The sequence below is a fragment of the Pseudoalteromonas sp. MT33b genome, from assembly GCF_014117385.1.
GTDB classification, from domain to species: domain Bacteria; phylum Pseudomonadota; class Gammaproteobacteria; order Enterobacterales; family Alteromonadaceae; genus Pseudoalteromonas; species Pseudoalteromonas lipolytica.
On the sequence record NZ_CP059831.1, the window covers coordinates 877,982 to 904,845 of the forward strand.

Consider the following 26,864-nt stretch of genomic DNA (forward strand, 5'->3'; position numbering starts at 1 on the left):
CTTGAGACTAGGTACTCGTTATTAGATTCTAAATACAAGTACTCAGTGCTATAACGCGGGGTAAACCCGCTGCTACAGGTAAAAAGGTGGCGGCGGATTTATTCCGCGTTTTTATTCGTAGGTAGATTCGAGCGTAGCGAAATCAAGTAAGTTAGCAAATTCTAAAGATTAAAGATAAACCGAAGAAGACCTTTAAACGCCAAAAATTAAATGCCAAATGGTCTAGGTGCGAATTTATTCTGCGTGCAAAAAATACAGTTTAGAAAAATATAAAATGAAAGTATTGATAGCTCGTAGCTCGTAGCTCGTAGCTCGTAGCTCGTAGCTCGTAGCATGAAGTAATGAAGGTGTTCCCCAAGTATGCGGTGCCCGGTGTCAGTCCTGAAACCTTGAGGTTTCAGGGCGGGAATCTGCGGTCTACCGTAGGCTTCTCGGTACATGCCGAGCTTGCACAATAGTAAACGAACAGAAACCCTAACATAAAATTTATCGGCTCAGGGACTTAACCAAGCTCCAACACCCTAGGGAACATATTCAGTATATAAGACAAGTTTCAATCATTAAACCATAGAAACCAAAAAAGCGGATCGTTCGGGTAGTTTTTCCCCACCTTTAACGAGGCATTTACTTTTCAGATTGCTTTTTGACCTCAATCATACAATTAATTGGAGTTGCGATTTATCGAGTGGTAGCATGGCGTTACTGAGACGAACAAAGAAAAAGTTATGAGCACGTTACCTGATTACCAGCAAGCGCAATTGCTATTAGAAAAAAATGAAATTTTTGTCGCACCCGCCGAAGCCCATGGCGTAATAAGTGGCTTACTTGCTTGTGGCATTAATATTGAAGCCGACGAGTATTTAGGCTTATTAAGCGATGTTTTCAATGATGGTTTAGCATTCAATACCGATCTAAAAGCGTTTTTTGCCACTATATATACACAGGTTGTGGCGAGTTTTGGTGACGATGAATTTCAGTTCGATTTATTCTTGCCAAGTGATGACGAGACCCTAGTTGACGTAGCAAACGGCCTAGTGTCTTGGGTGTCGGGTTTTATGCTTGGTTTCGGTTTAAAGCAAAAAGACTATGGCAAATTGTCTGCGGACGTAAAAGAAGTTATTAGCGATTTTAGCGAAATTACTCGCTTGGATACTTTATTCGAAGAAACCGAAGAAGACAGCCAAGCACTACACGAGGTGATCGAGTACGTGCGCGTTTCTGCCTTATTATGTTTTGCTGAACTCGGTAAAGAGCAAACAGATAAAAGCACTAAAAAGACCCTTCACTAATTAAATTACAGAGGTTTAGCATGTTGTCTATTGCTATCGATAAAGCTGAATTTAAAGCCCGTCGCGAGCGTTTACTTGCGATGATGGACAAAAATAGCATCGCGATTATTCCTGCAGCTGCTGAAGTTACACGCAGTCGTGATACCGAATACGCATTTCGCCAAGACAGTGACTTTTTCTACTTAACGGGTTTTAACGAACCCGATGCAGTGTTAGTGCTTTGCCCATCAAGTGACACGCCAAGTACGCTTATTTGTCGCAATAAAGATAAATTAGCTGAAATTTGGCATGGTCGTCGAATTGGCTTCGAAAAAGCGAAGTCTGAGTACTTATTCGACGCAACCTGTCCACTTAGTGAACTAGATGAACAATTATTAGATTTGGTGAACGGCCAGCAGATTTTATTTTATGCACAAGGCACTTACCCACATTTTGATACGAAAATTTGGGACTTATTAAGCACACTTCGTGGCGCACCAAAAAAAGGTTACAAAGCGCCTCACACCATTAAAGATATTCGTGGCCTAGTACACGAAATGCGTTTATTTAAATCTGACGCTGAACTAAACATTATGCGCACTGCTTGTGAAATTAGTGCGCAAGGCCATATTCGTGCGATGCAATTTGCAAAACCAGGCGCAACTGAATATCAGCTAGAAGCAGAACTGCACCATCACTACGCAATGAATGGTGCTCGCCACCCAGCATATGGCACCATTGTTGGCAGTGGTGATAACGCCAATATACTGCATTACACACAAAACGACGCCGAACTAAAAGAGGGCGACCTAGTACTGATTGATTCAGGGTGTGAGCTTGAGGGTTATGCAGCAGACATTACTCGAACATTCCCTGTGAATGGCAAGTTTAGTGAGCCACAAGCCGCGCTTTATAATATTGTACTTGCGGCGCAAGAGGCTGCATTTAGCCAAGTGAAACCCGGTGGTAGTTTATCTAAAGCCAATGAACTGGCTTCAACGGTATTAACGCAAGGCTTAATTGACTTGGGTATTTTAACGGGTGAGCTTGATGAGCTAATGGCAAACCAAGCCTGTAAAGCGTTTTATATGCATGGCCTTGGCCATTGGTTAGGCCTTGATGTGCATGATGTAGGCGAATACAAGCTTGACGAAAAAGAGCGCGTATTTGAGCCAGGAATGGTCTTAACTATCGAACCCGGTTTATACATCAGCGAAGATGCCAAAGCACCTGCGCAATACAAAGGTATTGGCATTCGTATAGAAGATAACTTACTTGTCACAAAAGAGGGTCATGAAAACCTGACACTCTCAGTACCTAAAACTATCAGTGACATTGAAGCAGTGATGCAAGGCAAATAAAGGCTAGGAGCAAACGTGGCAGAGCAGTTTGATGTTGTCATTATCGGCGGTGGTTTGGCTGGCGCAAGTTGTGCATTAGGCCTAAAACACAGCAATAAACAGTTATCAATCGCTGTGATTGAAGCAAATGAAGTAAGTGCAAACTATCACCCAAGCTTTGATGATAGAAGTATTGCACTGGCTCAGCAATCGGTTCAATACTTACAATCCATTAATGCATTTGATTGCCAAGCGCAATTTGCTGCTGCAATTGAAAAAGTAACGGTTTCTGACCGTGGTCACTTTGGTAAAACCCACATTGATTGCCATGAATATGCGCAAGATGCACTTGGGTATGTCGTTGAGGTGAATCCATTTGGTCGCAGCTTGCACCAGCAGTTAACTCGCACAGATGTGAGCCTGTTTTGTCCTGACACGGTTGCTAAACTTGAGTACCAAGCCGATGCTGCGAACGTTACTTTAAGTTCGGGCGAACAGCTGAGTGCAAAACTGGTGGTTATAGCCGACGGTGCTAATTCGAGTAGTCGAAAGCTGGCTAATATTGAGTTTAATACGCGCCCTTATCAGCAAGGCGCGATCATTGCCAATATTGAAGTGGCGGGTGGTCATCATCACCACGCATTTGAACGCTTTACCGAGCATGGCCCGATGGCGCTTTTGCCCATGAGCAATAACCGTTACTCGTTAGTATGGTGCATGGAGCCTGAGCATATAGATGCGCACATGGCGCTTTCAGATGATGCATTTTTAGCTGCCTTGCAAAAGTCGTTTGGCTATCGTGCCGGCACGTTCAGTAAAGTTGGTATGCGTGCCAGCTACCCGCTGGTGTATGGAAAAGTAGATGCGCTAAGCAGCCATCGCACTGTACTTATAGGTAATGCTGGTCATGCTATTCATCCCATTGCGGGGCAGGGCTTTAATTTAGGCTTACGTGATGTGCAACTACTTTGTGATATGGCGCACCGCAGCGATTTAGGTGATTACGCTTTTACCCGCTACTATAGCCAAGTGCGTAGTCAAGATATTGCCACGGTTATGACTTTAACTGACAGCTTGGTGCGGTTATTTTCAAATTCATCGCGAATGCTTGCGCTTGGTCGTAGCATTGGTCTTTTCTCAATGGATTTATTCTCCTCGTTAAAAACCCCGTTAGCCAAACAGTTAATGGGTCAAGTTAAGCAAGGTAAACGGATATGAAACAAGCACAGGTTTGTATTGTTGGCGGTGGCTGTGTAGGCCTTACGCTTGCACTTGGTTTAGCTAAAGCCAATATTAGTGTGGTGGTGATTGATGCCAGTGAAAAGCAGGCGCTTCCGGGGGATGAGTACGGCCTTCGCGTTAGTGCGCTGAGTTTGGCGAGCCAAAGTTTGTTTGAGTCACTGAATGTGTGGCCAGAAATCATTAAGCAACGCGCCACGCCTTATACCTCGATGGATGTACGCGATAAAGACAGCTTTGGCAAAATTCATTTTGATCACAATGATCTCGACTTACCGCAGCTTGGTCATATCGTTGAAAACGACATTATTCGCTACGCTTTAATTAGCGAACTTGAAAAGCAAAGTAATGCCAGCTTATTATTCGAAACCCGTTATCAACAAATACATCAAACAGAGTCCGATGTCTTTATTACACTTGAAAGCGGTGAGCCTGTGATTGCTAAATTGCTGGTAGCAGCCGACGGAGCAAACTCGGCGATTCGAAAGCAGTTCAATATGCCAATTACGTTTAAAGATTATGATCATCATGCCATTGTTGCGACTGTAAAAACCGATGATGAGCATAATCACACAGCACGCCAAGTGTTTTTACCAACCGGCCCTTTAGCGTTTTTGCCGCTGCCTGATAAACACACGCATTCGATTGTGTGGTCAACCAGCCCTGTGCACTGCGAGCAGTTACTAGCACTTGACGATACCGAGTTTAATAAAGCACTACTGGCTGCACTGGATGGCCAATGCGGTTTATGCGAAGTTCAAAGTGAGCGCATGGCGTTTCCACTCAAAATGCGTTATGCACAGCAGTGGGTGTCGGGCAAAGTCGTGTTAATGGGGGATGCAGCGCATACTATTCACCCACTTGCCGGGCTTGGCATGAACTTAGGCTTAAAAGATGCCGCTTACCTGATTGAGTTATTAACCAATGAGCAGGGTGAGTTTGCAAGTACACGCACGCTGCGTGATTATGAACGTACCCGTAAGCTTGATGCGCAAAAACACATTGCCATGATGCAAGGACTAAAAGAGTTATTTGCCGGTGCTAATCCGCTTAAAAAGCTCGTGCGAAGTGTGGGGCTTAGCCTTGTTGATAACTTGGGGCCAATTAAACACTTGTTCGCAAAAGAAGCGATTGGTAAGTAATAACTAAGCCGTTGTAAATATTTAAATAAAGCCGTAACTAGCCAGCTAGTTACGGCTTTTTTACGTTTAGCTGAATGCAAAATGATAGCGCTGTCATTTTTGTTAGTGTATGATTAAATTTTTGTGATTGGTATGGAAATTAAACAGCACAATGATGTTTTAAAGCCAGCCAAATAAAAATAATTAATTAAAATAACTAGTTGAGAAAAATTATGGAAGCAACGGTTGAGTGTGACAACAACACAAAACAAAGCATTTGGCTGCCAATGGTATTGGCAGGATCAATGTTTTTTATTCTGGGGTGTATAACGTGGCTTAATGGTGCAATTACACCATTTTTGCAGCAAATGCTTGAGCTGTCGCCGTTACAAGCTTCGTTTATTATTTCTTCGTTTTATATTGCGGTTACTGTTGCAGGTATTCCCTCAGCGATGCTCATAAGACGCGTTGGTTATAAAAATGGAATGGCGATTGGCTGTGCTGTCATGGCACTGTCGGCGTTAATGTATATTCCTGCCGCGAAACTGCAAATGATCGAAATATTTTTATTTGCACAGCTTATGATAGGTGTAGGTCAAACAATTCTTCAAACGGCTGTTAACCCCTATGTAGTAAAAATGGGCTCTGAAAAATCAGCCGCGGTGCGTGTATGTATTATGGGCTTATTGAATAAGTTTGCTGGAGTTATCGTACCGGTGATCTTTGCTGCGGTCGTTGTAAGCGGTGTAGTCGATGGTGCGGGTAAACTGTCGCAAGAGCAAAAAGACATTATGGCCAATAGCTTAATTATGCCGTATGTATTAATTGCGGGTCTTATTATGTTATTTGCTGCGTTCGCAAAATTTGCGCCTCTTCCAGATTTAGTGTTTGACGAAGGCGAGTCATCAAATGGTAAAGGTGAGTTAAAAGAAACACTTGCTCATCCGCACCTTGTTCTAGGTGTTGTGGGTATTGCTTTGTATGTCGCAGTTGAAGTGATTGCTGCCGATACGATTGGCTCTTACGCTTTGCAAATTGGCGTTGCTGATTACTCCGTTATGACTTCGTACACAATGGCGTGTATGTTGATTGGCTACGCGATAGGTATTGCAACTATCCCACGTTTTATGAGCCAGCAAACAGCGCTATTAATGTCGGGTATCGCAGGCATAATCACCGTGCTACTGGTGGTATTTGGTAGCAATGACTCGTTTATTATTTCTAATCTATTACTTGTGCCATTTGGAGGCCCTGAACTCCCCGATCCTTTATTGTGTATCGCGATACTTGGTTTTGCGAATGCGATGGTGTGGCCTGCAATTTGGCCATTAGCATTGGCGGGTTTAGGCCGCTTAACTGGCACTGCATCGGGGTTGTTGATCATGGGTATTGCAGGTGGTGCTTTAGGTCCGCTGCTGATTGGTTTAGGTAACGTAGCAGGGCTGGGCGCGCAAGGTGCGTATATTGTTATGATCCCAAGTTATCTATTCATTTTATTTTATGCTCTTAAAGGCCATAAGATGAAAAGTTGGAAATAACAATACGTTAAGAATTCAAGTTAGAACAAAGCCGCGACGACCATCATCGCGGCTTTTTTACGAGTTAGCACGACAAACCGCATATAAATACAAAGAGTTGCGACCCTTACAGCTGAAATTGGCGTTTTAAAATCTCGCCGGTAAAGCTTGTTTTTAAATAAAAGCCGCGAGGCAGGGTTTGGATCACATGCCCATTTGGCCCAATAGCATCAGTAAGCGCTTTACTGTTAGCCGCTTTTGGTCTTATTTGCATGACATCACCCAAGTGTCCCGAAATTTCATCGATACGACCCAGCGCGATAAGTTCCATTTGCTCTTCCCAGTCACGTTGCAACTGTGCATCTTGCTCAGCACTGGGTTGCCATAAAAAACCACTGCCAATGGTACGATTAAATGGCAGAATTTCGCGTTCTCCCAAAATCGGTAACCACAACACATGATTGAGCTTTTTACGCACCGTACTTTGCTGCCATGTAAGACCTGTTACGTTCAATAACGGCGTAACAGAGACAAAAGTTGTCTCTAAGGGTTTACCCTTAAACGAAATAGGCAAGGTTTTTAACTCAATACCAAGCTCTTCAAAATCAGGAGTGGGTTTCGAGCCCGCGGTTGCCCCTAATACATATTCAATAAGCTGACCGGTCCAGCCTTTTTCACGCAGCAAGTCATCGGGTGTTTTAAATTGGTACTGCTCTGCAAGCTGGCCGAGTGTAAGCCCCGCTATTGCATTCACGCGTTGCATTAATTCGTTGATTGAGCTTGGTTTTAGTGGTCGCATACGGCGTTTATTTGATTGTGTTATTAACCTTAACATGATAACAAATGCGCATTGCCGTGGATATCTTTGTATTTGGGTGTTTTTTGCGCATGTTGAAAGTGAGTTAAAAATAGTCAATTTGTTTTGTGGGAATAACATCTTAATCTATTGAAATTTAATGACTTTTGTCGGTGTTTGATTTTTGGCTGTTGTATTAATTAGACAGTTGTTTGTATAAATACAGATATATGAACATGTTTATCCACAGTTTCTGTGGAGAAAGTGCTTTTTTGAACTGGCTATTGTGGATTTGTTTGCAAAATAAGCATGATTTACAAAAGTTATGCACAAGCTGTGGGTAAGGTGAGAAAAATACGGTTGTAAACTACTATTTTATTAAAAGCGCGTATTTTCGTAATAATTGCTTTCTAACATATTGATTAAAAGCGCTTGTTAAAATGCTAATTTCAAATCTGGTTTCGGCGAAGGTGTAAAGTGTTTGCTGTATCGCAGGTTATGTGGAACAATCAATAAAAATCGACTTACAAATGAGGCACTAAGGTGATTGATGCCGAAGGTTTTCGTGCCAATGTCGGAATTGTAATTTGCAATAATCAGGGACAAGTATTTTGGGCTCGACGTTATGGTCAGCACTCTTGGCAATTTCCCCAAGGTGGTGTCGATGATGGTGAAACAGCAGAGCAAACCATGTACCGAGAATTACACGAAGAAGTGGGCTTGCTTCCTGAAGACGTCGAGATCGTCGCAAGTTCAAAACATTGGTTACGCTACAAATTACCCAAGCGTTTAATTCGCAGAGACTCAAGTCCTGTGTGCATTGGGCAAAAACAAAAATGGTTTTTACTGAAATTACGTTGTAAAGACGAAGATGTAAACTTACTTAAAACTCATCATCCAGAGTTTGATGACTGGCGATGGGTGAGCTATTGGTATCCGGTGAGGCAAGTTGTGTCATTCAAGCGCGATGTTTACCGTCGTGTAATGAAAGAGTTTGCCCCGTTTGCAATGCCGTTTAATAAACGAGAACAACATAAAGATAATTGGCGACAAAAGCGATAAGGGCAACTTTATCAACTAAATGAAAGGAGCAGCATCATGTTAGCCACGCTCAGATCAATTGCTGAGGCTGTGTCGCAACAAGCGGACTTAAACAGTGCCTTAGCGTGTTTTGTGCAAATGGTAAAAGATGCCATGCAAACACAGTGCTGCTCAATTTACTTTGCTGATTATAGCCAAGACAACTTTGTATTAATGGCCACGCAAGGACTTAACCCAGATGCTGTGGGTAAGTTTAGAATTGGTTTTACCGAAGGCTTAGTTGGCTTAGTGGCGCAACGCGAAGAGCCAATTAATATAGCGTTCGCTAAATCACACCCTCGCTTTAAACTCTCTCCAGAAGTTAATGAAGAAGGCTATAACGCGTTTTTATCTGTGCCTGTGGTGCATCAAAAAAAAGTGCTGGGCGTTATTGTAGTTCAGCAAAAGTTAGCGCGTGTTTTTAGTCCCGATGAAGAATCTTTTTTAATTACTCTTTCGGCACAACTTGCATCGCAGCTTGCGCATGCCGAGATCAAAGAGATTTTAAGGCTTGATGAATTCTCGCATCAGACTTCGGTACTCAAAGGGGTATCGAGCGCGCCGGGTATTGCCATTGGTGAAGCTTTTGTGGTGTTGCCTAAACTCGATTTTAAATCGATTGAGTTGCAAAAAGACGATGACATAAGTACGCAACGTAAATTATTTACGCAGGCTGTTGCGGCAACACGCAACGAGTTTAATACGTTATCAATGACATTAAGTGATTCGATTCCGCAAGAAGCGCTTGCGGTATTCGATGTGTATCAGCAACTACTTGATGCAAAAAGCCTAGGCAAAAATGTTGAAGAGCAACTTCAACAAGGCTGGAGTGCAAAAAGCGCATTAAAAATAGTTATCGAAAAGCTGGTGGCGCAGTTTAACGCCATGCAAGATCCATACATAAAAGAGCGCGCAGTAGATGTTAAAGACATTGGTTTGCGTGTTTTACACCACTTAGTTAATACCGAGCATGCGGCAAAACCTTACCCTAAAGACACCATTTTAATTGCCAGTACGCTAACACCTGCCATGCTTGCCGAAGTGCCCAAAGGGCATTTAGCGGGGGTGGTGAGTGTAAATGGGGCAGCAAACAGCCATGCGTCAATATTAACGCGAGCAATGGGGATACCCGCTATTTGGGGTATTGAAGACGTTCCCTTACTGCAATTTGAAGGTAAGCCGATGATTTTAGATGCCTACGCAGGGCGTTTATATATCTCACCTTCGCAAATGCTCCACGATGAATACAGCCAATTAAAATACCAAGAAACATTACTGAATGATCGTTTCGTCGCAGAGCAGAACCTAGATGCGGTCACCTTAGATGGCGAGCACATTAGCTTATTGTTAAATGCAGGCCTTGAATTAAACACAGAGCAAGACAACAAACTGTTTTGTGATGGAGTGGGTTTGTATCGTACCGAAGCCTGGTTTATGCAAAAGGGGCAATTTCCTTCGCAGTCGGAGCAAGAAAAGTGGTACCGAGAAGTGCTTACCAGCTATCACCCGAATCCTGTGGTAATGCGCACCTTAGATATCGGCGGTGATAAAGTATTAGACTACTTTAATATCACAGAAGAGAATCCTTTCTTAGGGTGGCGGGGTATTCGCGTCACCTTGGATCATCCTGAACTATTTTTAGATCAACTCAGAGCGATGTTAAAGGCCAATATCGGTTTAGGTAACCTTAGAATAATGTTACCCATGATCAGTGGCTCTGAAGAAGTCGACGAGTCAATTAAGTTAGTTGAACAAGCGCTGTTCGAACTAGAAGAACAATACCCAGAGCAAGCCATTGACCGCCCAGAAATTGGCATTATGTTAGAGGTCCCTTCAAGTATATTCATGCTTGAAGAGTGGTCACAAAAAGTCGACTTTTGCTCTGTGGGTAGCAATGATTTAACTCAATATATGCTGGCCGTTGATCGCTCTAATGCGCGTGTTGCAGAGCTCTTTAACCCCTATCATCCTAGTGTGCTGCGAGTGCTACTTAAAGTTGCTCAAGAGTGCCAAAACCATGAATTACCCTTTAGTTTATGTGGTGAGCTTGGTGGTGACCCAGAAGGGGCATTATTACTAATCGCCATGGGGTATCGTCGCTTAAGTATGAACCTTTCATCAATCAGTAAAATTAAATTTGTGCTACGTCGCTTAAAAGTGAGCGATATGGAGGAGCTGCTTAGCGAATGTTTATTGCAGCCTACCGCTAAGCAAGTATTGAGGCTCACGCGTAACTTTATGATAGAGCACCAATTGGGTGAGTTATTTTATACCCCTAGCCAAGGGCAAGCATGAGAGTAAATTGTACTGTGAAGCGTTTATATATTCGTTTAGTATATACATATAACAAACTGAATATATGAGTGTGCTATGTATGACGTAATACTTTTAATGGTGTACTGCGCTATTTTAGGCAGTGTAGTAGGGTTTTTAGCCGGTCTGCTAGGCATTGGTGGTGGCTTAATTATTGTGCCTGTACTGAGCGCCATGTTGGTATCATTTAATGTTGCTGACTCAAGCCATGTATTAGTTATTGCCATAGCCACCTCACTTGCTTCCATTATTTTTACGTCTACCTCTTCAGCGTTGGCTCATCATCGTAATGCTAATGTGCCGTGGGAAATTGCTCCTTGGGTCATGACCGGTGTAGGTATTGGTGCACTTGTGAGTGGCTTTGCGGCGAGTTTTATTCCTGAGCAGTTATTACGTTTAGTTTTTGCCACGAGTGTGGTGTTTATCGCGTTACGCATGGTGTTATCTACACGTACCAAGGCTGCAAGTGAAAAACCATTGCCCTCAGGTCCCGTAATTGGCTTTTTATGTGCAATAATGGGGGCGTTATCAGGACTGATTGGTATTGGTGGCGGTGCACTTATTGTGCCTTTGCTGCATTATTTCTCTGTCGATATTAAAAAGGCCATTGGTTGTGCCGCAGCATGTGGTATTGTCATTGCGCTGTTTGGCTCGGTTGGTTATGTGTCTGCAGGTTGGCAAGTAACCTCCTTTAGTGATGGTTTTGCCGGATTTGTTTATTTACCCGCATTAGTCGGCATCGTTGTCACGTCGTCATTAATTGCTCCTTATGGTGCAAAAGCGACGCATTATTTACCTGTGGCAACAATAAAAAAAGTATTCGCGCTATTACTTGTCATAATTGCGCTTAAAATGGTGTTTAGTTAAAGGTTTTTATTTTTATGGCTCTTCAATTTCCAGAGATAGATCCGGTTATTTTTTCGGTAGGACCGCTCAGCGTACGTTGGTACGGTTTAATGTATTTAATTGGCTTTGCTTTAGCTATGTGGCTGGCAAACCGTCAAGCTGCAAAACCTAATTCTGGGTGGACGAAAGAGCAAGTAAGCGACTTATTATTTTACGGTATGCTCGGGGTAATACTCGGTGGGCGTATTGGCTATGTGTTGTTTTATCAGTTTAGTTATTTTATTGAAAACCCGTTTTATTTATTCAGAATAGACCAAGGTGGCATGTCATTCCATGGCGGCACACTGGGGGTTATTACCGCAATTATGGTCTTTGCCTGGACACGTAAAAAATCATTGTTAGAGGTCGGCGATTTTGTGGTGCCATTAGTGCCATTGGGCCTACTAGCCGGCCGCATAGGTAACTTTATTAATGGTGAGTTATGGGGACGCGTAACCGATGTACCTTGGGCGTTTATTTTCCCTACCGGTGGGCCAGAACCACGCCATCCGTCACAACTATACGAAGCATTTTTAGAAGGCTTGGTGCTATTTTTAATTTTGCAATGGTTTATTAAAAAGCCACGCCCAGCAGGGAGTGTCGCCGGTTTATTTTTATTAGGCTACGGCGTATTTAGATTTGTTGTTGAGTATTTCCGTGAGCCAGACGCGCATTTAGGTCTATTTGCAGGTGTGATTTCAATGGGACAAATACTCTCGCTGCCAATGGTATTTGGGGGCCTTGGTTTGTTAATATGGGCCTACATGAAGCCGCAACGACGCGTTGCAAGCAAAGCATAATAAGAGCAAGTCAATGAAACAGTATTTAGATTTATGTCAACGCATTGTTGATGAAGGCGTGTGGGTCGAAAATAAGCGTACAGGCACCAAATGTTTAACCGTTATTAATGCTGACCTTGAGTACGATGTAGCAAACAATAAGTTTCCGCTTATAACAACACGTAAAAGCTTTTATAAAGCAGCCATTGCAGAGTTGTTAGGCTATCTTCGTGGTTACGACAGTGCGGCACAGTTTCGTGATATCGGTTGCATGACATGGAATGCCAACGCGAACGAAAATAAAGCTTGGCTCGAAAACCCGCATCGACGTGGTGAAGATGATATGGGCCGTGTGTACGGCGTACAAGGCCGTAGCTGGCAGCGCCCAGATGGTACACACCTTGATCAACTTAAAAAGGTAATTACTAACTTATCTAACGGCATTGATGACCGAGGTGAAATTGTCACGTTTTATAATCCGGGCGAGTTTGAGCTAGGTTGTTTACGTCCGTGTATGCATACGCACACTTTTTCATTACTGGGTGATACTCTATACTTAACCTCGTATCAACGTAGTTGTGATGTGCCACTGGGTTTGAATTTTAATCAAATTCAATGTTTTGTGTTATTAGCGTTGGTTGCACAAATCACCGGACACAAGCCCGGAAAGGCGTATCATAAAATAGCAAATGCACATATTTACGAAAATCAGTTAGAGTTAATGCGTGATGTACAGCTCAAGCGTGAGCCATTTGCATCACCTACACTAAAAATAAATCCAAATATTAAATCACTTGAAGACATTGAAACTTGGGTCACAAAAGACGATTTTGAAGTAGAAGGTTATCAGTGTCACGATGCAATTAAGTATCCGTTTTCAGTGTAAAAAGAAAAAAGTTTAAGGAGAAATCAATGAAAGCAGTGATCCCAGTTGCTGGTCTTGGCACGCGTATGTTGCCTGCAACAAAAGCGATTCCAAAGGAAATGTTACCTATCGTTGACCGCCCTTTGATTCAATATGTGGTTAATGAGGCGATTTCAGCGGGAATTAAAGAAATCGTATTAGTGACGCATTCAAGTAAGAATTCTATTGAAAACCACTTTGATACGAGCTTTGAGTTAGAAGCAACATTAGAAAAGCGTGTTAAACGTCAACTACTTGCAGAAGTACAGTCTATTTGTCCTAAAGATGTCACGATTATTCAAGTACGCCAAGGTGAAGCGAAGGGGTTAGGCCACGCAATTAACTGTGCTGCGCCAATCATTGGTAATGAACCGTTTGTGGTTATTTTACCCGATGTGATTATTGACGATGTGGCGAGCGATCTAAAAAAAGACAACCTTGCAGAGATGATTGGACGCTTTGAAAGTACTGGTCAAAGCCAAATTATGGTTGAGCCTGTGCCACTTAACGAAGTTGATAAGTTTGGTGTGGTTGACCTAGGTGATGCGAAAATTAAACAAGGTGAAAGTGCCGCTATTTTAAATATGGTTGAAAAGCCGCCAATTGATCAAGCGCCTTCAAACCTCGCCGTGGTTGGTCGTTATGTATTAAGTAAAAACATTTGGCCACTTCTTGCAAAAACCCCAGCAGGGGCAGGCGATGAAATTCAGTTAACAGACGCGATTGCAATGTTAATGGAAAAAGAAACCGTTGATGCCTACTCAATGAAAGGGAAAAGCCATGACTGTGGTAGCAAAATAGGCTATTTAAAAGCGATTGTTGAGTTTTCATTACGACGCGATGAATTTAAAGATGAGCTCACCGACTTCATAAAAACGCTGGTTAAATAATCAATTCTATTTGATTAGTTAAAAATGATGTAAAAAAAGTGCCTATATGGCACTTTTTTGTTATTTACATGTCATCCACAATTGTCGATTATTACCTAATTAAGGACTTTTCTGATATACCTTTGTATTAGCAGATTGCTAAGATAGTTATTACAGAAAAGTGCTTAGTTACCCACTGTAGAATAGCTAATTAAGCTATACTCATAAAAATACCTATAATGAAACGGATTTTTACTGCTTTAGGTTGTCGTATATGAAAACTTAAGCTGAGGGTGCTACTAAGTTTTTATTGCAGTTAGTAGAAGCACTGTACTGAAAATATAATAATAAAAAAGCAATTTGTTAGTGTTTTCTTGTTTAATATCTAAACGATATTTCAGGCTTTTTACAGGCAGGTAAGTACTAACAAACGGTCTTCTCAGATTAAGAAGCAAATATAATGGTACGTTTAAGAATCCTGCTTATGAAATATTGCTTAAAACCGTTGCGTTACAGCGCGTGCCTAATGGTGCTGTTTGTTGTATCGGGTTGTAGTAACCATTCATTACCTACCACATTATTTAATTTTTTGTCGTTTAGTCATCTATTTCAGTCAATGAATGTTCAGGCCAATGAGCAAAGCCTATTAGCAAACGTGCAATCGCTGCCTGAGCTAAGCACAGATGGCGCAGAGAGCACAGATAGCGCGTTACCTGCAGCTGGGCTGCCTACTAAAGAAGAGCCAGATTCTATGGCTAAATCAGACGAGCGTAAGAGCAGCGAACAGGTTAAACCTGAATACAGTTTTGCATTACAGCTTGTTGCAGTAAATTCAGAAAAAAACTTAGCTATTACATTTAAAAAAATGAAGGCCTTAGCCCCCGAGGTTTTTCAGGGCAAACCGCTATTAAATGTTGAAGTGGCTGATGTTAATCAAAATACCTATTACCGTTTAAAATTTGGTGGCTATAAATACCTTAAAAACGCAACCGCTGATTGTGAAGCCATTAAGCGCCAAGGGCTTGATTGTTGGGTAAGTAATTATACCGATAATCGCATTTACCTATAGCGTGCTGATATAAAGGCTAAAAGCTGGCATTTTATTTGCTGTGCTTAAGTTCTGTTTTTTTTAGCTGATGATAAATATGTCAATTTCAACGTTGTTCAAACACTTATTAATTACTGCCAGTGTAAGTCTGTTGCCTGCATGTATGTTGCTGCAACAGCAACCAGAGCCGCTATATACAGAGCAACAAATACAGCAATTTGCGGCTCAATATCAATCACAGCAGCAAAGTATTGCCCGTTTAACCGAAATGGAAAATGATTTACGCATTATAACGGCCGAACTCAATAGTAAGCCAGACGTGCAAATGCTCTCTAAAGCATCTGAGAGTGATCAAACTCATTCCGATAACGCGTCAATAACTTACAATGATGCCGTAGCGCGAAATGCTCAGGCGCCTGCTGGGGCTCAGCTTGGAGTGTATTTAGACCCAAGCCAAATTAAGCGCCAAGTGTTAATAATGAAAAAACAGTATCCCGGTGCATTTGATAAACTAGAGTTTGTATTTTTAGAACGCCCCACAAAATCACAAACACGGTATGCACTGCGTGTTGGCCCGTTTGCTAACTATAACGAAGCAACCGTGTTTTGTTACCTTGCTAAACAGCTACAACAGCACTGTTTAACCGCGCCTTTTTTAGGCGAACCACTCGACTTATCACGTCGCTAAAACGATTTATACTAAGTAGGCACAGTTATTGCTTTTAATTAACCATGTTCGATATGGGATGGCAATTATGCGTCTACTAGTGTCATTAATATTTTTAAGCTTAGCGGGTTGTAAGCTCTCTGAAGAGCCAAAACCAGTGGTAAGTACAGCAGCACCAAAAGCCGTAATGGCTCCTTATACGGTACACCAGTATGTGGCTGATTTAAGTTCGCAATTAAGCCGAATTCAAGGGGCTTTTAAAAGTAATGCACGCATTGCTGTAACCAGCTTTTACTTGGCTGATGCACTTGATTCGGGCCTTGCAGAAGGTCAGGGGGCAGGGCTTAGTCAACAAATTCAAGAAAGCTTAATGACGCAATTTGCTCAGCTTGGTTACCATACCATTGAGTACCGATTAGAAAATAATTTAAATTTACAATCATCTGCCGATAGTATGTTAAGCAGAAATACAAAAAATTTGCGCCAACGTCAGAATATTGACTTTGTGATCACCGGCACCTTAACGCGGCAACAACATGCCTATATTGTTAATGCCCGTTTAGTGGATGCAGCCGATCAGCGGATCGTGTCTGCAGCCAGTACCGAGATCCCCATTAATGTAATGTGGGGAAGTGAAAAAGTTCAGCAGCGCGGTGGCATGATCTACCGCAGTGAATACTAATTAGGAGTCCACTCATGAGACGTTTACTACTCAGCTTATGTTTACCATTAGGGTTCGGCTGCGCACAAATGATGTCACCCTCACAAACGATAGACACCAAAGAGCCACAGCTTACCCGCAGTGAGCGCGCGGTTGCCGCACCACAAACAAATGTGTCGGTTTATCAAAGTAGTCAGGCCGTTAAAAATAACACCACCTTTACCGCAGCCCCTACGCGCAAAAATATAAATCATTATGTACGTGGATTAATGCAAGACATGGCACAAAATCTTCAATACGTTAGTGATAAAACACCCCTTGCCGTATCGAGTTTCATCTTTTTAGATGATCAATACAACACATCGAGCTTACTAGGTAATCAAATTGCCGAAAGCTTCATGCACGAACTGCATACGTTTGGTGTGCCTGTTGTTGATTTTAAAACCACAGACTACATTCGTGTAACCCCAAGCGGTGATTTTGTGTTTAGCCGTGATTATTTAGAGTTGAGTCAAGATCAAAACTTTAATTACGTACTTGCAGGCACGTTAGTAAACCACCAAGGTGGTGTGTTGGTAAATGCACGTATTATTGGGCTTGCCAGCAAAGCTGTGGTTGGCTCGGCACAAGGCTTTATTCCGCAGTCAGTGGTTGATGCTCTTGATAGTAGCAACCGGACCGACGGTATTATGCTTAAACAAGCGAGTGAGTGAGGTAAGCTATGAGCAAGTTTAAACTTGTTGCATTAACCGCCGCTATCACACTCAGTTTATCTGGGTGTGAGTTACTTAGCCAAGCGCCTGAGCCAAGCAACCAGACTGCGAGCAACGCGCCAACTAACTATGATATAAACACCATGATGCTACTTGCTCAGCAGCAAAATGAATCAGAGTTACAAACCAATAGTCGCCAATTTAAGCCTTATCAGCATTATAAAACGTTAGGCAACTATGTTGAGCAAATGGCGCTTGATATAGCCGACACCATGCAACAAGAGTCTGAGCTTGGCATAGCCGTGACCTCGTTTGTCGATTTAAATGAAAGCCTACAACAAAGTAACCAACTTGGTAATCAAGTGGCAGAAACCTTGTATCATCAACTGCAAAAATTTGGTTACGGTGTTATTGATTTTAAGACGCGCGATAGTGTGGTTATTGATAAAACAGGTGATTTTGTTTTTTCACGCGATATCAACGAATTAACCAAGCGCCGAATTGCAAGTCATGTGTTAGCGGGTACCTTAATTTATCGCCCCAGTGGCGTTGAAGTGAATGCCCGCGTGATCAACTTAACCACCAAGCAAGTTGTCGCCACCTCAAACAAAGTAATCCCGTACTTTGTGCTGCAAAATGAGTCGATACAGTCGGCAACAGCCCAGCTAAACTAACAAAAATTAATACCAACCGGCTAAAACCGTAGTCGGTTGGTATAATCTCTTGATTACCAAAGCCTTAGCCCGTTATAATTTTACGAGTTGCATACCGCTAGTGACCATCACTAGAAAACCCAGTGCAAGTGTGGCCTCTTAGTTAAATGGATATAACGGCCCCCTCCTAAGGGGCAGTTACAGGTTCGATTCCTGTAGGGGCTACCAATAATTCCTGTAAGTTTTAGTACCTATTTATTAACCTAAATATCAGAAAATCTTCTTATTCATCATCATAGTGTTCTTATTTAAGGGAATTCTGCTACTCGTAACAGTAGAAGATAAAGTGTTTTGTCACTTAAATATGATCGTTATAGTTACTTACATGACAATATGGTAGGTAAATGACTTAGTATTAACTTAAGGAAACAGCTGCAAGTCGAATTGAAAATTGATGGACAATATTATAAATACATTTTTAATACTCAGTTTTCTTTAGTATTTTGGTCAAAAATTTGAAATTATTTTTGGGATTGACCTGTTAACGTAGCTTGCTTCGGCTGTACTATAATTGCGCTCACGTCTTGAGTAAATAGCTTTTAGCTTCTCATTGAGTCGCTTTTATTATTGTACAAGGATAGTCCAGCAAGAGGCAGTTCTCAGTCTATGTGCTTACACAGTAGTGAGATTCAACCTAAACCAAAGAGGGGGCTCTATCATTACTTGACAGATGCCGTTTCCTTATAGTCTTCAAGTTCCGTTTGATAAATTGAAACGTTGCTGATGTTTCACATAAAGTTTGTATAATTCTAGTTAAGAATTAGCTCTGGTTAAGTTAACTTGAACATGAATACGAACGGGTTGTTTATACTCATAGTGAATGGCAGAGTAAAAGAATAAATACAGACAAAGATTGTCGCATTTATTTTTATCTCAATTTCAACTGCCAAACCTATTTATTAGTAGGCCAAAAAGTCTTAGAGAGCAGACATGTTCACCGATTTTGAACACCACTCAAACAACTCTTTTTCAAGAAAGTTTAGTACGATATGTTCATTTTTAGTGTAAATATTTATTTATAATCAAGGTGAACTTTCGAAAGCGGATTAGTGAATTGAAAGAATAAACACGAGTAAGCGTTTTATATTGAATTATTTCATATCTAAGGAGTGTATATGTGGTATTTGAAAGTTTCGCAGAGGGAATATGTAATTTCTGCAATTAGAGAATATGACAAGTTAGGTAGAACCAAATTTTTAGAAAAATATGACTTTTCCAAAGCTAAGGAATATTTCTTAGTTTATAAAGGACAACTTTATGATTGCAAACCTCTTGTTTATGGTGCGTATGTATTGCAGTTTGGTGAAAAATTGAAAACTCGACGTTCACAAGGTGTTCAAAAAACAATAATGCCGCATTTGGAAAGTCTGGGTTTCACTGTAATTAAAGCTGGCTCCTCATTCACAGATATTGTTGATGATCTCAAAGAAAGGGTTGAAGATTCAGAGAATAGAGAGCGTGCCGAACGATTAGAGCGCCTAAAGTCTGCATCTCGCAAACCTAGTGTTCTGACAGTAAAACAAAAGATTTATATAAGGAATGCAGATGTCATTGCAGAGCAGTTATTTATGGCTAAAGGAAAATGCCAATCTTGTAAAAAAACAGCTCCTTTCGTTAGAGCCTCAAATGGGACTCCTTATCTTGAAGTACATCATGTTATCCCGTTATCCCAAGGAGGTGATGATACGCTTGAGAATACCATTGCATTATGTCCAAACTGTCATCGACAGCAGCATTTCGGATAAGAAGTGACAGGTTGCTTGAATGGCAAGAGTTTCAGGGGAAGATCATAATAGGACTTTAGCTATTTAAAGTGATTGAGTTAGGTTTTTCTAACTGCCATGGGTAAAAGCGGGTAACGAAGGTTTTTACTTATCGGTTTTTTAGAATATCTGTTTGCTGGTTTTAGGGGCTACCAAGTTGCATATCAACCCGAATAACCCCCGTTTTAGTCATTGTGATGACTAATCTGTTACCTTTTCTAATGCACCTGTGCGCCATGGTTCGATGATAATTTTAATGTGGTTGTTTGGTTTAAATAAGGTGTCGAATGCGCCTTGTACACCGTCGATGCCGACTTTGCCGGTGCGCATTTTTTGCCACGCTATTTTGCCTGAGGCGATATTCTCAAGTGATTGTGCGAACTCTTCAGGTTGATAGTAATAAGAGAAAATAAGGTCGAGCTCTTTTACGGTTGCATACGCAAAGTTCACTTCGAGTGGTGCGGTATGAATGCCTGTTACAATAATTTTTGCTTTGGCTGGCACACGCAAAATATAGTCGTTTAGTAGGCGGCTTACACCTGCACATTCAAAAATTACTACCTTGTGATCGCCTGCGAGTGTGGCCGCTGTTGTTACTTCGTCATCGGCCATGGGGTTTACGTAGTGTGTTGCACCAAACTCAAGGGCGATTTGTTTTTTACTCTCTTGCGGGTCAGAGGCAACAATATGTTTTACGCCTTGCAGTTTTAGAGCGGCAATAGCGGCAAGACCAATAGGTCCGCAACCTACGACAACGGCGACATCATCTTTATTCATGTTTGCGCGATTAACGGCATGCAAGCCCACAGCAAGAGGCTCGGTAATGGCGGCGGCTTCTGACGGCACGCCATCAGGAATAGGTAATAATAGCGCTTCATCAACAATAAAGTACTCAGAGTAAGCACCATATATACCGGGTGTTACTCCAACTCCAGCACCGCCTGCCGACATTAAAATAGGCACCGATGTTACGCGTGTGCCCGCAGTAAGCTCGCCTTTTGTATCTGGACCATAGCTAACAATCTCAGCGGCATATTCGTGGCCGAGTAATACTTCTTGATCATTCCCTGCGCTTTTATCCATGATGCCAAGGTTCTTATAAATATCAAATACATCGCTCGTATGGCGAGTAATATGAATATCTGATCCGCAAATTCCACACGCAAGACTTTTTACAAGTACTTGTCCAGGCCCAGGTGTTGGAATGGCTATTTGTTTTACATGTAGTTGGCCATTTTGCATAGCGACCGAATTCATTTGGCTCATATGTGTATCCTCAATTGAACGGGAAAGGTTTTCACCTTGTGTGCTATCTACACTAAGTAAACTGGCAGGGTATATCTTGACTTTTTACGACAAAAACATGATAAATTGCGACATAACAAAGCAATAAGAGCATTAACATGGACTATTGTGTACGTGCTGGTTCGTTAGCTGGGTATCAAGAGTTGGTGAATGAGCTGGGTGCAAACCCTATAAGCTTATTAAAACAAGCGGGTTTTTTACCTAGCCACTTGCGTGACGCTGATAACATGATTGTATACGAAAAAGTATCGCACTTATTAGAGCTAACGGCGCTGCAGCTGGCCGACCCTTTATTTGGTTTTAAGTTGGGATTACGCCAAGGGATCCGCGCGTTAGGATTAATTGGCGCACATATGGCGCAGCAAGAAAATATTGCGACAGCCTTGAGTATTGCACGTAAATATTCATTTATGCATGTGCAAGGGGCGCAGCTAGCGCTAACACATTTGACGGCAAAGCAATGCGAGCTGCAAATAAGTTTAGTGATAAACGAGTTAAGCCGCAGCACACAAGTCGTGCAATTAAGCATTGCGCTTATTTACCGTATTTTACGTGATATGGCGGGGGCTGATTTTGAGCTTCAGTGTATTTGTTTACAGCAAGCCATTAGCCACGAACAGCAAAAAATACTCCGAAAGATGTTTCAATGTGAAGTTGTGCCACAGGCTCAAAATAATGCTTTATTGTTTTCGTCGCATATTTTGATGAAAAAACCAATTCGTCCAGATAATTTAATTACCGACATTATTAATCAGCAATTTCAACTAAACAGTGCATCTGTAGTGCTACCTATTAGCGATTTAGTTAAGCACAGCATTACAATGTTATTACCGACAGGTGAATGCAATAAAGACAGCGTGGCTTTAAACCTTGGTATGCACCCTAAAAAGTTAGAGCGGTCGCTCAAAGAAGCGGGTACGAGCTTTCGGGAAGTGTTAAATGAAACACGAAAATCAATTACGTTACGTACTCTCGAAATGAGTAATATGTCGATGACCACCTTGGCATTGAACCTTGGTTATGCAGAGTTCTCGGTGTTTAGTCGCAGTTTTAAACATTGGTTCGGGCTGTCGCCTCGTGCTTTTAAGCGGCAAATAAAGAAGTAAGCCCTCGGCGCTTTACCGAGGGCGTATTACTGAGTTAGTTAAAATAACCTGTATTTAGGTATAAATGTGTGACCACCCCTGCAAAATAGCCGAGCAAAATAACCGGTGTCCATTTTAAATGGCTATTAAAGGTGTATATACCACGCGCTTGCCCCATAAGAGCCACACCCGCAGCCGAACCAATTGACAATAGACTGCCGCCAATGCCAGCGGTGAGGGTAATTAATAGCCATTGACCATGAGACATATCTGGCATCATTTGCAGTACTGCAAACATCACAGGAATGTTATCTACCACAGCCGACATTAAACCTAAGATTATATTTGCACCTGTTGCTGACCAGTTGTTATAAAGCAAATCAGACAATAAGCTTAAGTATCCGATAAACCCTAAACCACCCACACAAATTACAATGCCATAGAAGAACAGTAGGGTATCCCATTCTGCGCGAGATACGCGGCTAAATACATCAAATGGCACCACATTTCCTAAGCGCTCTAAACGTTGTTTATCACCTTCACGCTCTGCCATAGCACGTTTTCTTGCCAGTGAACCCGGTAGGGTTACACGTAAGAAATAACCAAAGAATTGTAAGTAACCAAGCCCCATCATCATACCTACAACAGGGGGTAAACCAAACGCTGTTTTAAGTACCACAGCCGTAAGAATGGTAAGTAAAAATAGGCATAAAATACGGATAGCACCGCGTTTTAGTTCCACGTCTTCATCGGCTGTTTGTGGGTGTTTATTGTTAATAAAGAAAGACATCACTAAAGCAGGAATAATATAGCTGACTAACGCGGGTAAAAATAAAACGAAGAACTCAGAAAAGGCAACAACATCAGCCTGCCAGACCATAAGTGTGGTTATGTCACCAAATGGGCTAAATGCACCGCCCGCATTGGCAGCAATAACAATATTAACGCACGACATAGCAATAAAGCGGTTATCATCGGTTGCTACTTTCATTACCACTGCACATAGCAGCAACGCGGTGGTTAAGTTATCTGCCACAGGCGAAATACAAAAAGCGAGTACGCCACTGATCCAAAATAATTGTTTATAACTAAAACCGCGTGCGACTAACCAGCTACGTAGGCCGTCAAATAGGCGGCGCTCTTCAAGCGCGTTAATGTACGTCATCGCGACCAGTAAAAAGAGCATTAACTCAGAGAACTCAAGCAACGCATGACGAAATGCATTGGTGCTTAAGTCCGACATGTTTTGGGCGCTGTATTGCCACGCAATTAAGGTCCAAATAATACCGGCAGCGACAAGAACCGGTTTTGATTTTCGTAAATGGATTTTTTCTTCAAGAATAACGAGTACATAGGCAAAAATAAAAATAGCGACACAGATAATGCCGACGGGGTGGTTAAGTAGGTCAATAGCGGCTGTTGTTTCAGCGTAAGCTTGGCTACTGAATCCTACCAAGGAGAGCAGGAGTCCTAGTATCAGTTTGTTCATTGTGTGTTCCATTTAGTCATATTTAGAGTCGACGGTATTTACTGTGTGAAGCGGTGGCTATTTTAGATTTTTTTTGTACTTTTTGTAACAAAGAAGTAATAAAAATGTAGGTATATCCAATATAAATATGAGTAATGTTTAGGTATGAAGGCGCTAAAAATAGCAGGGGAAAAGTTCGTAAGGTAAATAGGCCGCGATTTCTAATGGGCAGAATCGTTAAAGGTTTTATTTAAGGTTTATTCAGCGCGGTTTATAACGATTAAATAGCGTAAATACAAAAGGGCTACAAAGTAGCCCTTAAAGGAAGTTTTGCGTTGCTTATGCAAAATGTTTTTCTAAGTCGTCTGAGCCGCCAATGTGCTGACCACCAATAAATACTTGTGGTACAGTTTCACGACCAGACAAGGCTTTTAAGCTAGTAAGTGACGCATGTTGCCCCAATACAATTTCTTCGTACACAAGGCCTTTGCTGTCTAGCAATGCTTTTGCTTTTATACAAAATGGGCAATTAGGTTTAGTAATAATGCTCACAGGCTCTGGTTTAACTTGCGCTGGGTTGATGTAATCAAGCATGGTATCAGCATCAGAGACTTCAAATGGGTCACCTGGCTTTTGTGGCTCAATAAACATTTTTTCAATCACGCCATCTTTAACAAGCATTGAATAGCGCCAGCTACGTTTACCAAAACCTAAGTCGTTTTTATCTACTAACATACCCATGCCGTCAGTAAATTCGCCATTACCATCTGGAAGCAGGGTAATATTTTGTGCTTCTTGGTTTTGTGCCCATGCGTTCATTACAAATGTATCGTTTACCGAAATACATACGATGTCATCTACCCCATTTTTCTTAAATACGGCTGCAAGCTCGTTATAGCGAGGCAAGTGAGTTGATGAGCAAGTGGGTGTAAACGCACCTGGTAAGGCAAATAACACCACGGTTTTACCTTTAAAAATGTCGTCAGTGGTGATTGACTGCCATTGCTCACCTACACGTGTTGCAAATGTAACGTTTGGTACTTTTTGACCTTCGATATTGTTTAACATTGTTTTTAATTCCTCTTGATTTGTTGAGTACTATTGTGACGGTTTGCTCTTAATAGTTCCAATCGTTTGTTTGTATTGATACGATAGGTAATACCAATCAGTAATAATGCTTAATCATTTTGAGACGGATATGAATTTAAAAGACTTTGAATATGTTAAAGCCGTTGCCCAATTTCAGCACTTTCGTAAAGCGGCCGATGCATGTTATGTCAGCCAGCCTACGTTAAGTGGGCAAATAAAAAAGCTTGAAGAAGCGCTTGGCGTGACTATTTTTGACCGCTCAACCAAGCACGTTACTATAACAGCGCAAGGGCAGCGGCTAGTTGACCAAATTATTGTAATACTTGAGCAAACTCAAGTGTTAAAAGAACTGGCCGCGAGTTCACATGACCCCCTTCAAGGTAAAGTTAATGTGGGTATTATTCCTACCATAGCGCCTTATTTATTACCTACTTTGCTGACCTCAATGAAGCATGCATTCGCTAAAACGCAGTTTTCGTTTATAGAAATGCAAACAGCACAAATATTAAGCGCCCTCGACAAGGGCGAAATAGACATTGCGATTGTCGCTGATGTGCCAGACTTAGAGAGTTATCACAAATCGGCTTTGTACAAAGAAGACTTTTTACTTGCGGTATCTGAGCAGCACGCGCTGGCAAGCCATAATGAGGTTGCATTAAAACAGTTAAATGGCGGCGAGTTACTGATGCTTAATGAAGGGCACTGTTTTAAAGAGCAAGCTGAGCAGTTTTGCTTTTCGGCAGGGGTTGAAGTGTCTAATCAATATAAAGGAAACAGTTTAGAAACCTTGCTTGCGCTGGTAGCAATGGATGATGGCGTGACCTTTGTGCCAAAATTGGCGTGTTCACCCAGAGCGGGTATTAACTATGTGTCTATTGCGCCTAATCAGCAGCGTCAAATTGTAATTGCAACCCGAAAACATTACCCACATATCGCTGGGGTAGAGCAATTAGCCGCATGGCTAAATGCTCATAAGGGCTTACACGAACGCTTACTCAGCGCCCGCTAGTTCTATAATGTCGTTAATTTGAATCGCGGGCAAAGGTTGTTTATCGATACTGGTAGCAACCGCTGACTGCTGATACAGCTGTGTTACTTTCACTTGGTTTAAAGTGGTAATTTTGTGTGGCAGCTTATTACCTTGTGCATCTGTAATGTAGTTGTGATGCGCAATATTTAAAATTTGGCCTTGTTGCAGGCCATGAGCTTTGCCCAAGTTAATAATGAGCGTGTCGTTTTCAATATGTAAGATCTTGCCTTGAGTGGGCAAACACGCCATGGCTGCTTGCAAGTCGTAGGTAAGAGTTTGGTTTACATCACTGATTGCTCGGCCATAATCGGTTGCCCAAAATCTATCGCTGTAAACATCGATGATATCGGTTTTTTTGTACGGCCAGACCCCTTCTGCTTGATAGCTTTTCTCCCACAGTTTTTCATAGGTTGTACCATCAAATAAAACATAATCGACTTTGTAAGCACGTTTAAAGCTGTCGTCTTGCCAAAATGCATAGTCGTTGTTGAGCTTTTGATTAACCGACAGGTCGCGAATACGGCTAAGCAACACGTATTGCGAATTACTGCGACTGGTTATTTCTTCAAGTAGGGCATTACTGTAATCGTATTGTTGGGTAAAAAAGTGATCAACCCTAAGAGGCACGTTGTAATAGGCTGTTGGCTTGGCTGCCATTTGCGTATTACTTAAACTGGCATACAGTTGCTCACTGATCGCTTTATTAACGTCAAAAATTTGGCCCATTCTTGCTTGTTCACGATTTACTAATTGGCTTTGTGTAACCGCGATAAACTTAGTGTATTGATTTGCAGGGCATTCTTCAGCTTGAGGGAATATATCTAAGCGAAGTGTAATGGCATAGGTGTCGTTATGACGGTCTTCGCTGATTAACTCTATTTTTTGGATCTCGCCATGACTGCTGATCTTCAACTGATCTTGTGTCAAAACCCCGTCAACAAGGGTTTGAACAGACGTTACACGGGCCCCTGAAAACACCAATGCTTGGGTGATCGCATCTTTAATGGCGGCTGATTTTGCCTGACTCGTGTCGCCATTTTTCACTACGGCATGCCCTGTAGACTCAAACCATTGGGCTAAGCTATTGTTTGAAAACACAATTGTGAAGGCTAATCCGATACCTTGTAAACTGGCTATAATTTTACGTTTCATGCTGACACCTAGCACCGATAACTATTGATTAGCCTAAACGAGCAAGGAATGTACCAGAA

General features: G+C 41.8%; 24 protein-coding genes, 1 tRNA gene and 1 other RNA gene. 20 read left to right on the plus strand and 6 right to left on the minus strand.

All coding sequences use genetic code 11. From position 1 onward, the window contains the following. Nucleotides 1-347: 347 nt before the first annotated feature. A non-coding RNA gene (ssrS, locus tag H3302_RS04110) (6S RNA) lies at nt 348-531 on the minus strand. A 194-nt stretch (nt 532-725) separates the two neighbouring features. Here ssrS and H3302_RS04115 point away from each other — a divergent pair. The 5 genes from H3302_RS04115 (at nt 726) to nagP (ending at nt 6,506) form a co-directional block, all read left to right on the plus strand. Beyond that, nucleotides 726-1,289 (plus strand): UPF0149 family protein, encoded by a 564-nt coding sequence (locus H3302_RS04115; protein ID WP_036970422.1) that lies wholly within the window; start codon nt 726-728, stop codon nt 1,287-1,289. 20 nt (nt 1,290-1,309) lie between these two features. Further along, entirely contained in the window at nt 1,310-2,629 is a 1,320-nt protein-coding gene (gene pepP / locus H3302_RS04120) for a Xaa-Pro aminopeptidase (protein ID WP_065978400.1), read from the plus strand. Nucleotides 2,630-2,644: 15 nt separating this feature from the next. Then, nucleotides 2,645-3,826, plus strand: coding sequence for a 2-octaprenyl-6-methoxyphenyl hydroxylase (ubiH, locus tag H3302_RS04125; protein WP_065978399.1), 1,182 nt, complete (start codon nt 2,645-2,647; stop codon nt 3,824-3,826). Continuing rightward, a complete protein-coding gene (locus tag H3302_RS04130) occupies nt 3,823-4,989 on the plus strand; it encodes an FAD-dependent monooxygenase (protein WP_182396179.1) in 1,167 nt (388 codons plus the stop codon). Before ubiH ends, H3302_RS04130 begins: the two co-directional genes overlap by 4 nt. A 212-nt stretch (nt 4,990-5,201) precedes the next feature. Continuing rightward, complete coding sequence (gene nagP / locus H3302_RS04135; protein ID WP_182396180.1) at nt 5,202-6,506, plus strand: N-acetylglucosamine MFS transporter NagP; 1,305 nt, start codon at nt 5,202-5,204, stop codon at nt 6,504-6,506. Between the two features lie 106 nt (nt 6,507-6,612). On the opposite strand, the gene mutH is transcribed toward nagP, so the two are convergent. Further along, a complete protein-coding gene (gene mutH / locus H3302_RS04140; RefSeq protein WP_036971710.1) occupies nt 6,613-7,284 on the minus strand; it encodes a DNA mismatch repair endonuclease MutH in 672 nt (223 codons plus the stop codon). A gap of 540 nt (nt 7,285-7,824) precedes the next feature. On the opposite strand from mutH, the gene rppH reads away from it, so the two are divergent. The 13 genes from rppH to H3302_RS04205 all read left to right on the plus strand — a co-directional run bounded on the left by rppH (nt 7,825) and on the right by H3302_RS04205 (nt 19,658). Continuing rightward, nucleotides 7,825-8,343: an RNA pyrophosphohydrolase gene (rppH, locus tag H3302_RS04145; RefSeq protein WP_036970409.1), complete on the plus strand. Its 519-nt coding sequence runs from the start codon at nt 7,825-7,827 to the stop codon at nt 8,341-8,343. A 36-nt stretch (nt 8,344-8,379) separates the two neighbouring features. Beyond that, nucleotides 8,380-10,656 (plus strand): phosphoenolpyruvate--protein phosphotransferase, encoded by a 2,277-nt coding sequence (gene ptsP, locus H3302_RS04150; protein WP_036970406.1) that lies wholly within the window; start codon nt 8,380-8,382, stop codon nt 10,654-10,656. Between the two features lie 75 nt (nt 10,657-10,731). Continuing rightward, nucleotides 10,732-11,541, plus strand: a complete 810-nt coding sequence (locus H3302_RS04155; protein ID WP_036970403.1) for a sulfite exporter TauE/SafE family protein — start codon at nt 10,732-10,734, stop codon at nt 11,539-11,541. Nucleotides 11,542-11,555: 14 nt separating this feature from the next. After that, nucleotides 11,556-12,359 carry a prolipoprotein diacylglyceryl transferase gene (gene lgt / locus H3302_RS04160; RefSeq protein ID WP_036970400.1) on the plus strand — a complete coding sequence of 268 codons (804 nt, stop codon included), beginning with the start codon at nt 11,556-11,558 and terminating at the stop codon, nt 12,357-12,359. Nucleotides 12,360-12,372: 13 nt separating this feature from the next. Next, nucleotides 12,373-13,224 carry a thymidylate synthase gene (locus H3302_RS04165; protein WP_036970397.1) on the plus strand — a complete coding sequence of 284 codons (852 nt, stop codon included), beginning with the start codon at nt 12,373-12,375 and terminating at the stop codon, nt 13,222-13,224. 26 nt (nt 13,225-13,250) lie between these two features. After that, complete coding sequence (gene galU / locus H3302_RS04170; RefSeq protein WP_065978397.1) at nt 13,251-14,132, plus strand: UTP--glucose-1-phosphate uridylyltransferase GalU; 882 nt, start codon at nt 13,251-13,253, stop codon at nt 14,130-14,132. 463 nt (nt 14,133-14,595) lie between these two features. After that, entirely contained in the window at nt 14,596-15,180 is a 585-nt protein-coding gene (locus H3302_RS04175; RefSeq protein ID WP_065978396.1) for an SPOR domain-containing protein, read from the plus strand. Between the two features lie 76 nt (nt 15,181-15,256). After that, the gene (locus tag H3302_RS04180) at nt 15,257-15,847 is read left to right on the plus strand and encodes a hypothetical protein (RefSeq protein ID WP_182396181.1); all 591 of its coding nucleotides are present in this window, start codon (nt 15,257-15,259) and stop codon (nt 15,845-15,847) included. Nucleotides 15,848-15,914: 67 nt separating this feature from the next. Next, nucleotides 15,915-16,508 (plus strand): FlgO family outer membrane protein, encoded by a 594-nt coding sequence (locus H3302_RS04185; protein WP_036970392.1) that lies wholly within the window; start codon nt 15,915-15,917, stop codon nt 16,506-16,508. Nucleotides 16,509-16,522: 14 nt separating this feature from the next. Continuing rightward, nucleotides 16,523-17,200, plus strand: a complete 678-nt coding sequence (locus H3302_RS04190; protein WP_036970388.1) for a FlgO family outer membrane protein — start codon at nt 16,523-16,525, stop codon at nt 17,198-17,200. Nucleotides 17,201-17,208: 8 nt separating this feature from the next. Next, the gene (locus tag H3302_RS04195) at nt 17,209-17,874 is read left to right on the plus strand and encodes a FlgO family outer membrane protein (RefSeq protein ID WP_036970385.1); all 666 of its coding nucleotides are present in this window, start codon (nt 17,209-17,211) and stop codon (nt 17,872-17,874) included. 132 nt (nt 17,875-18,006) lie between these two features. Beyond that, nucleotides 18,007-18,081: transfer RNA gene (locus tag H3302_RS04200), tRNA-Arg, on the plus strand. 947 nt (nt 18,082-19,028) lie between these two features. Beyond that, on the plus strand, nt 19,029-19,658 hold the full coding sequence (locus H3302_RS04205; protein WP_051501811.1) for an HNH endonuclease: 630 nt from the start codon (nt 19,029-19,031) through the stop codon (nt 19,656-19,658). A 219-nt stretch (nt 19,659-19,877) separates the two neighbouring features. Here H3302_RS04205 and H3302_RS04210 read toward each other — a convergent pair whose 3' ends face one another. Continuing rightward, nucleotides 19,878-20,942, minus strand: a complete 1,065-nt coding sequence (locus H3302_RS04210; protein WP_182396182.1) for a zinc-binding dehydrogenase — start codon at nt 20,940-20,942, stop codon at nt 19,878-19,880. A 137-nt stretch (nt 20,943-21,079) separates the two neighbouring features. On the opposite strand from H3302_RS04210, the gene H3302_RS04215 reads away from it, so the two are divergent. Further along, a complete protein-coding gene (locus H3302_RS04215; protein WP_180311419.1) occupies nt 21,080-22,087 on the plus strand; it encodes an AraC family transcriptional regulator in 1,008 nt (335 codons plus the stop codon). 34 nt (nt 22,088-22,121) lie between these two features. Here H3302_RS04215 and nhaD read toward each other — a convergent pair whose 3' ends face one another. Further along, nucleotides 22,122-23,555 carry a sodium:proton antiporter NhaD gene (gene nhaD / locus H3302_RS04220; RefSeq protein ID WP_036970244.1) on the minus strand — a complete coding sequence of 478 codons (1,434 nt, stop codon included), beginning with the start codon at nt 23,553-23,555 and terminating at the stop codon, nt 22,122-22,124. Nucleotides 23,556-23,873: 318 nt separating this feature from the next. After that, on the minus strand, nt 23,874-24,602 hold the full coding sequence (locus H3302_RS04225; protein ID WP_036970241.1) for a glutathione peroxidase: 729 nt from the start codon (nt 24,600-24,602) through the stop codon (nt 23,874-23,876). 130 nt (nt 24,603-24,732) lie between these two features. On the opposite strand from H3302_RS04225, the gene H3302_RS04230 reads away from it, so the two are divergent. Next, nucleotides 24,733-25,632: a LysR substrate-binding domain-containing protein gene (locus H3302_RS04230; RefSeq protein WP_036971689.1), complete on the plus strand. Its 900-nt coding sequence runs from the start codon at nt 24,733-24,735 to the stop codon at nt 25,630-25,632. Here H3302_RS04230 and H3302_RS04235 read toward each other — a convergent pair. Further along, nucleotides 25,615-26,805: a flagella assembly protein FlgT gene (locus tag H3302_RS04235; protein ID WP_036970238.1), complete on the minus strand. Its 1,191-nt coding sequence runs from the start codon at nt 26,803-26,805 to the stop codon at nt 25,615-25,617. The genes H3302_RS04230 and H3302_RS04235 overlap by 18 nt on opposite strands. Between the last annotated feature and the right edge of the window lie 59 nt (nt 26,806-26,864).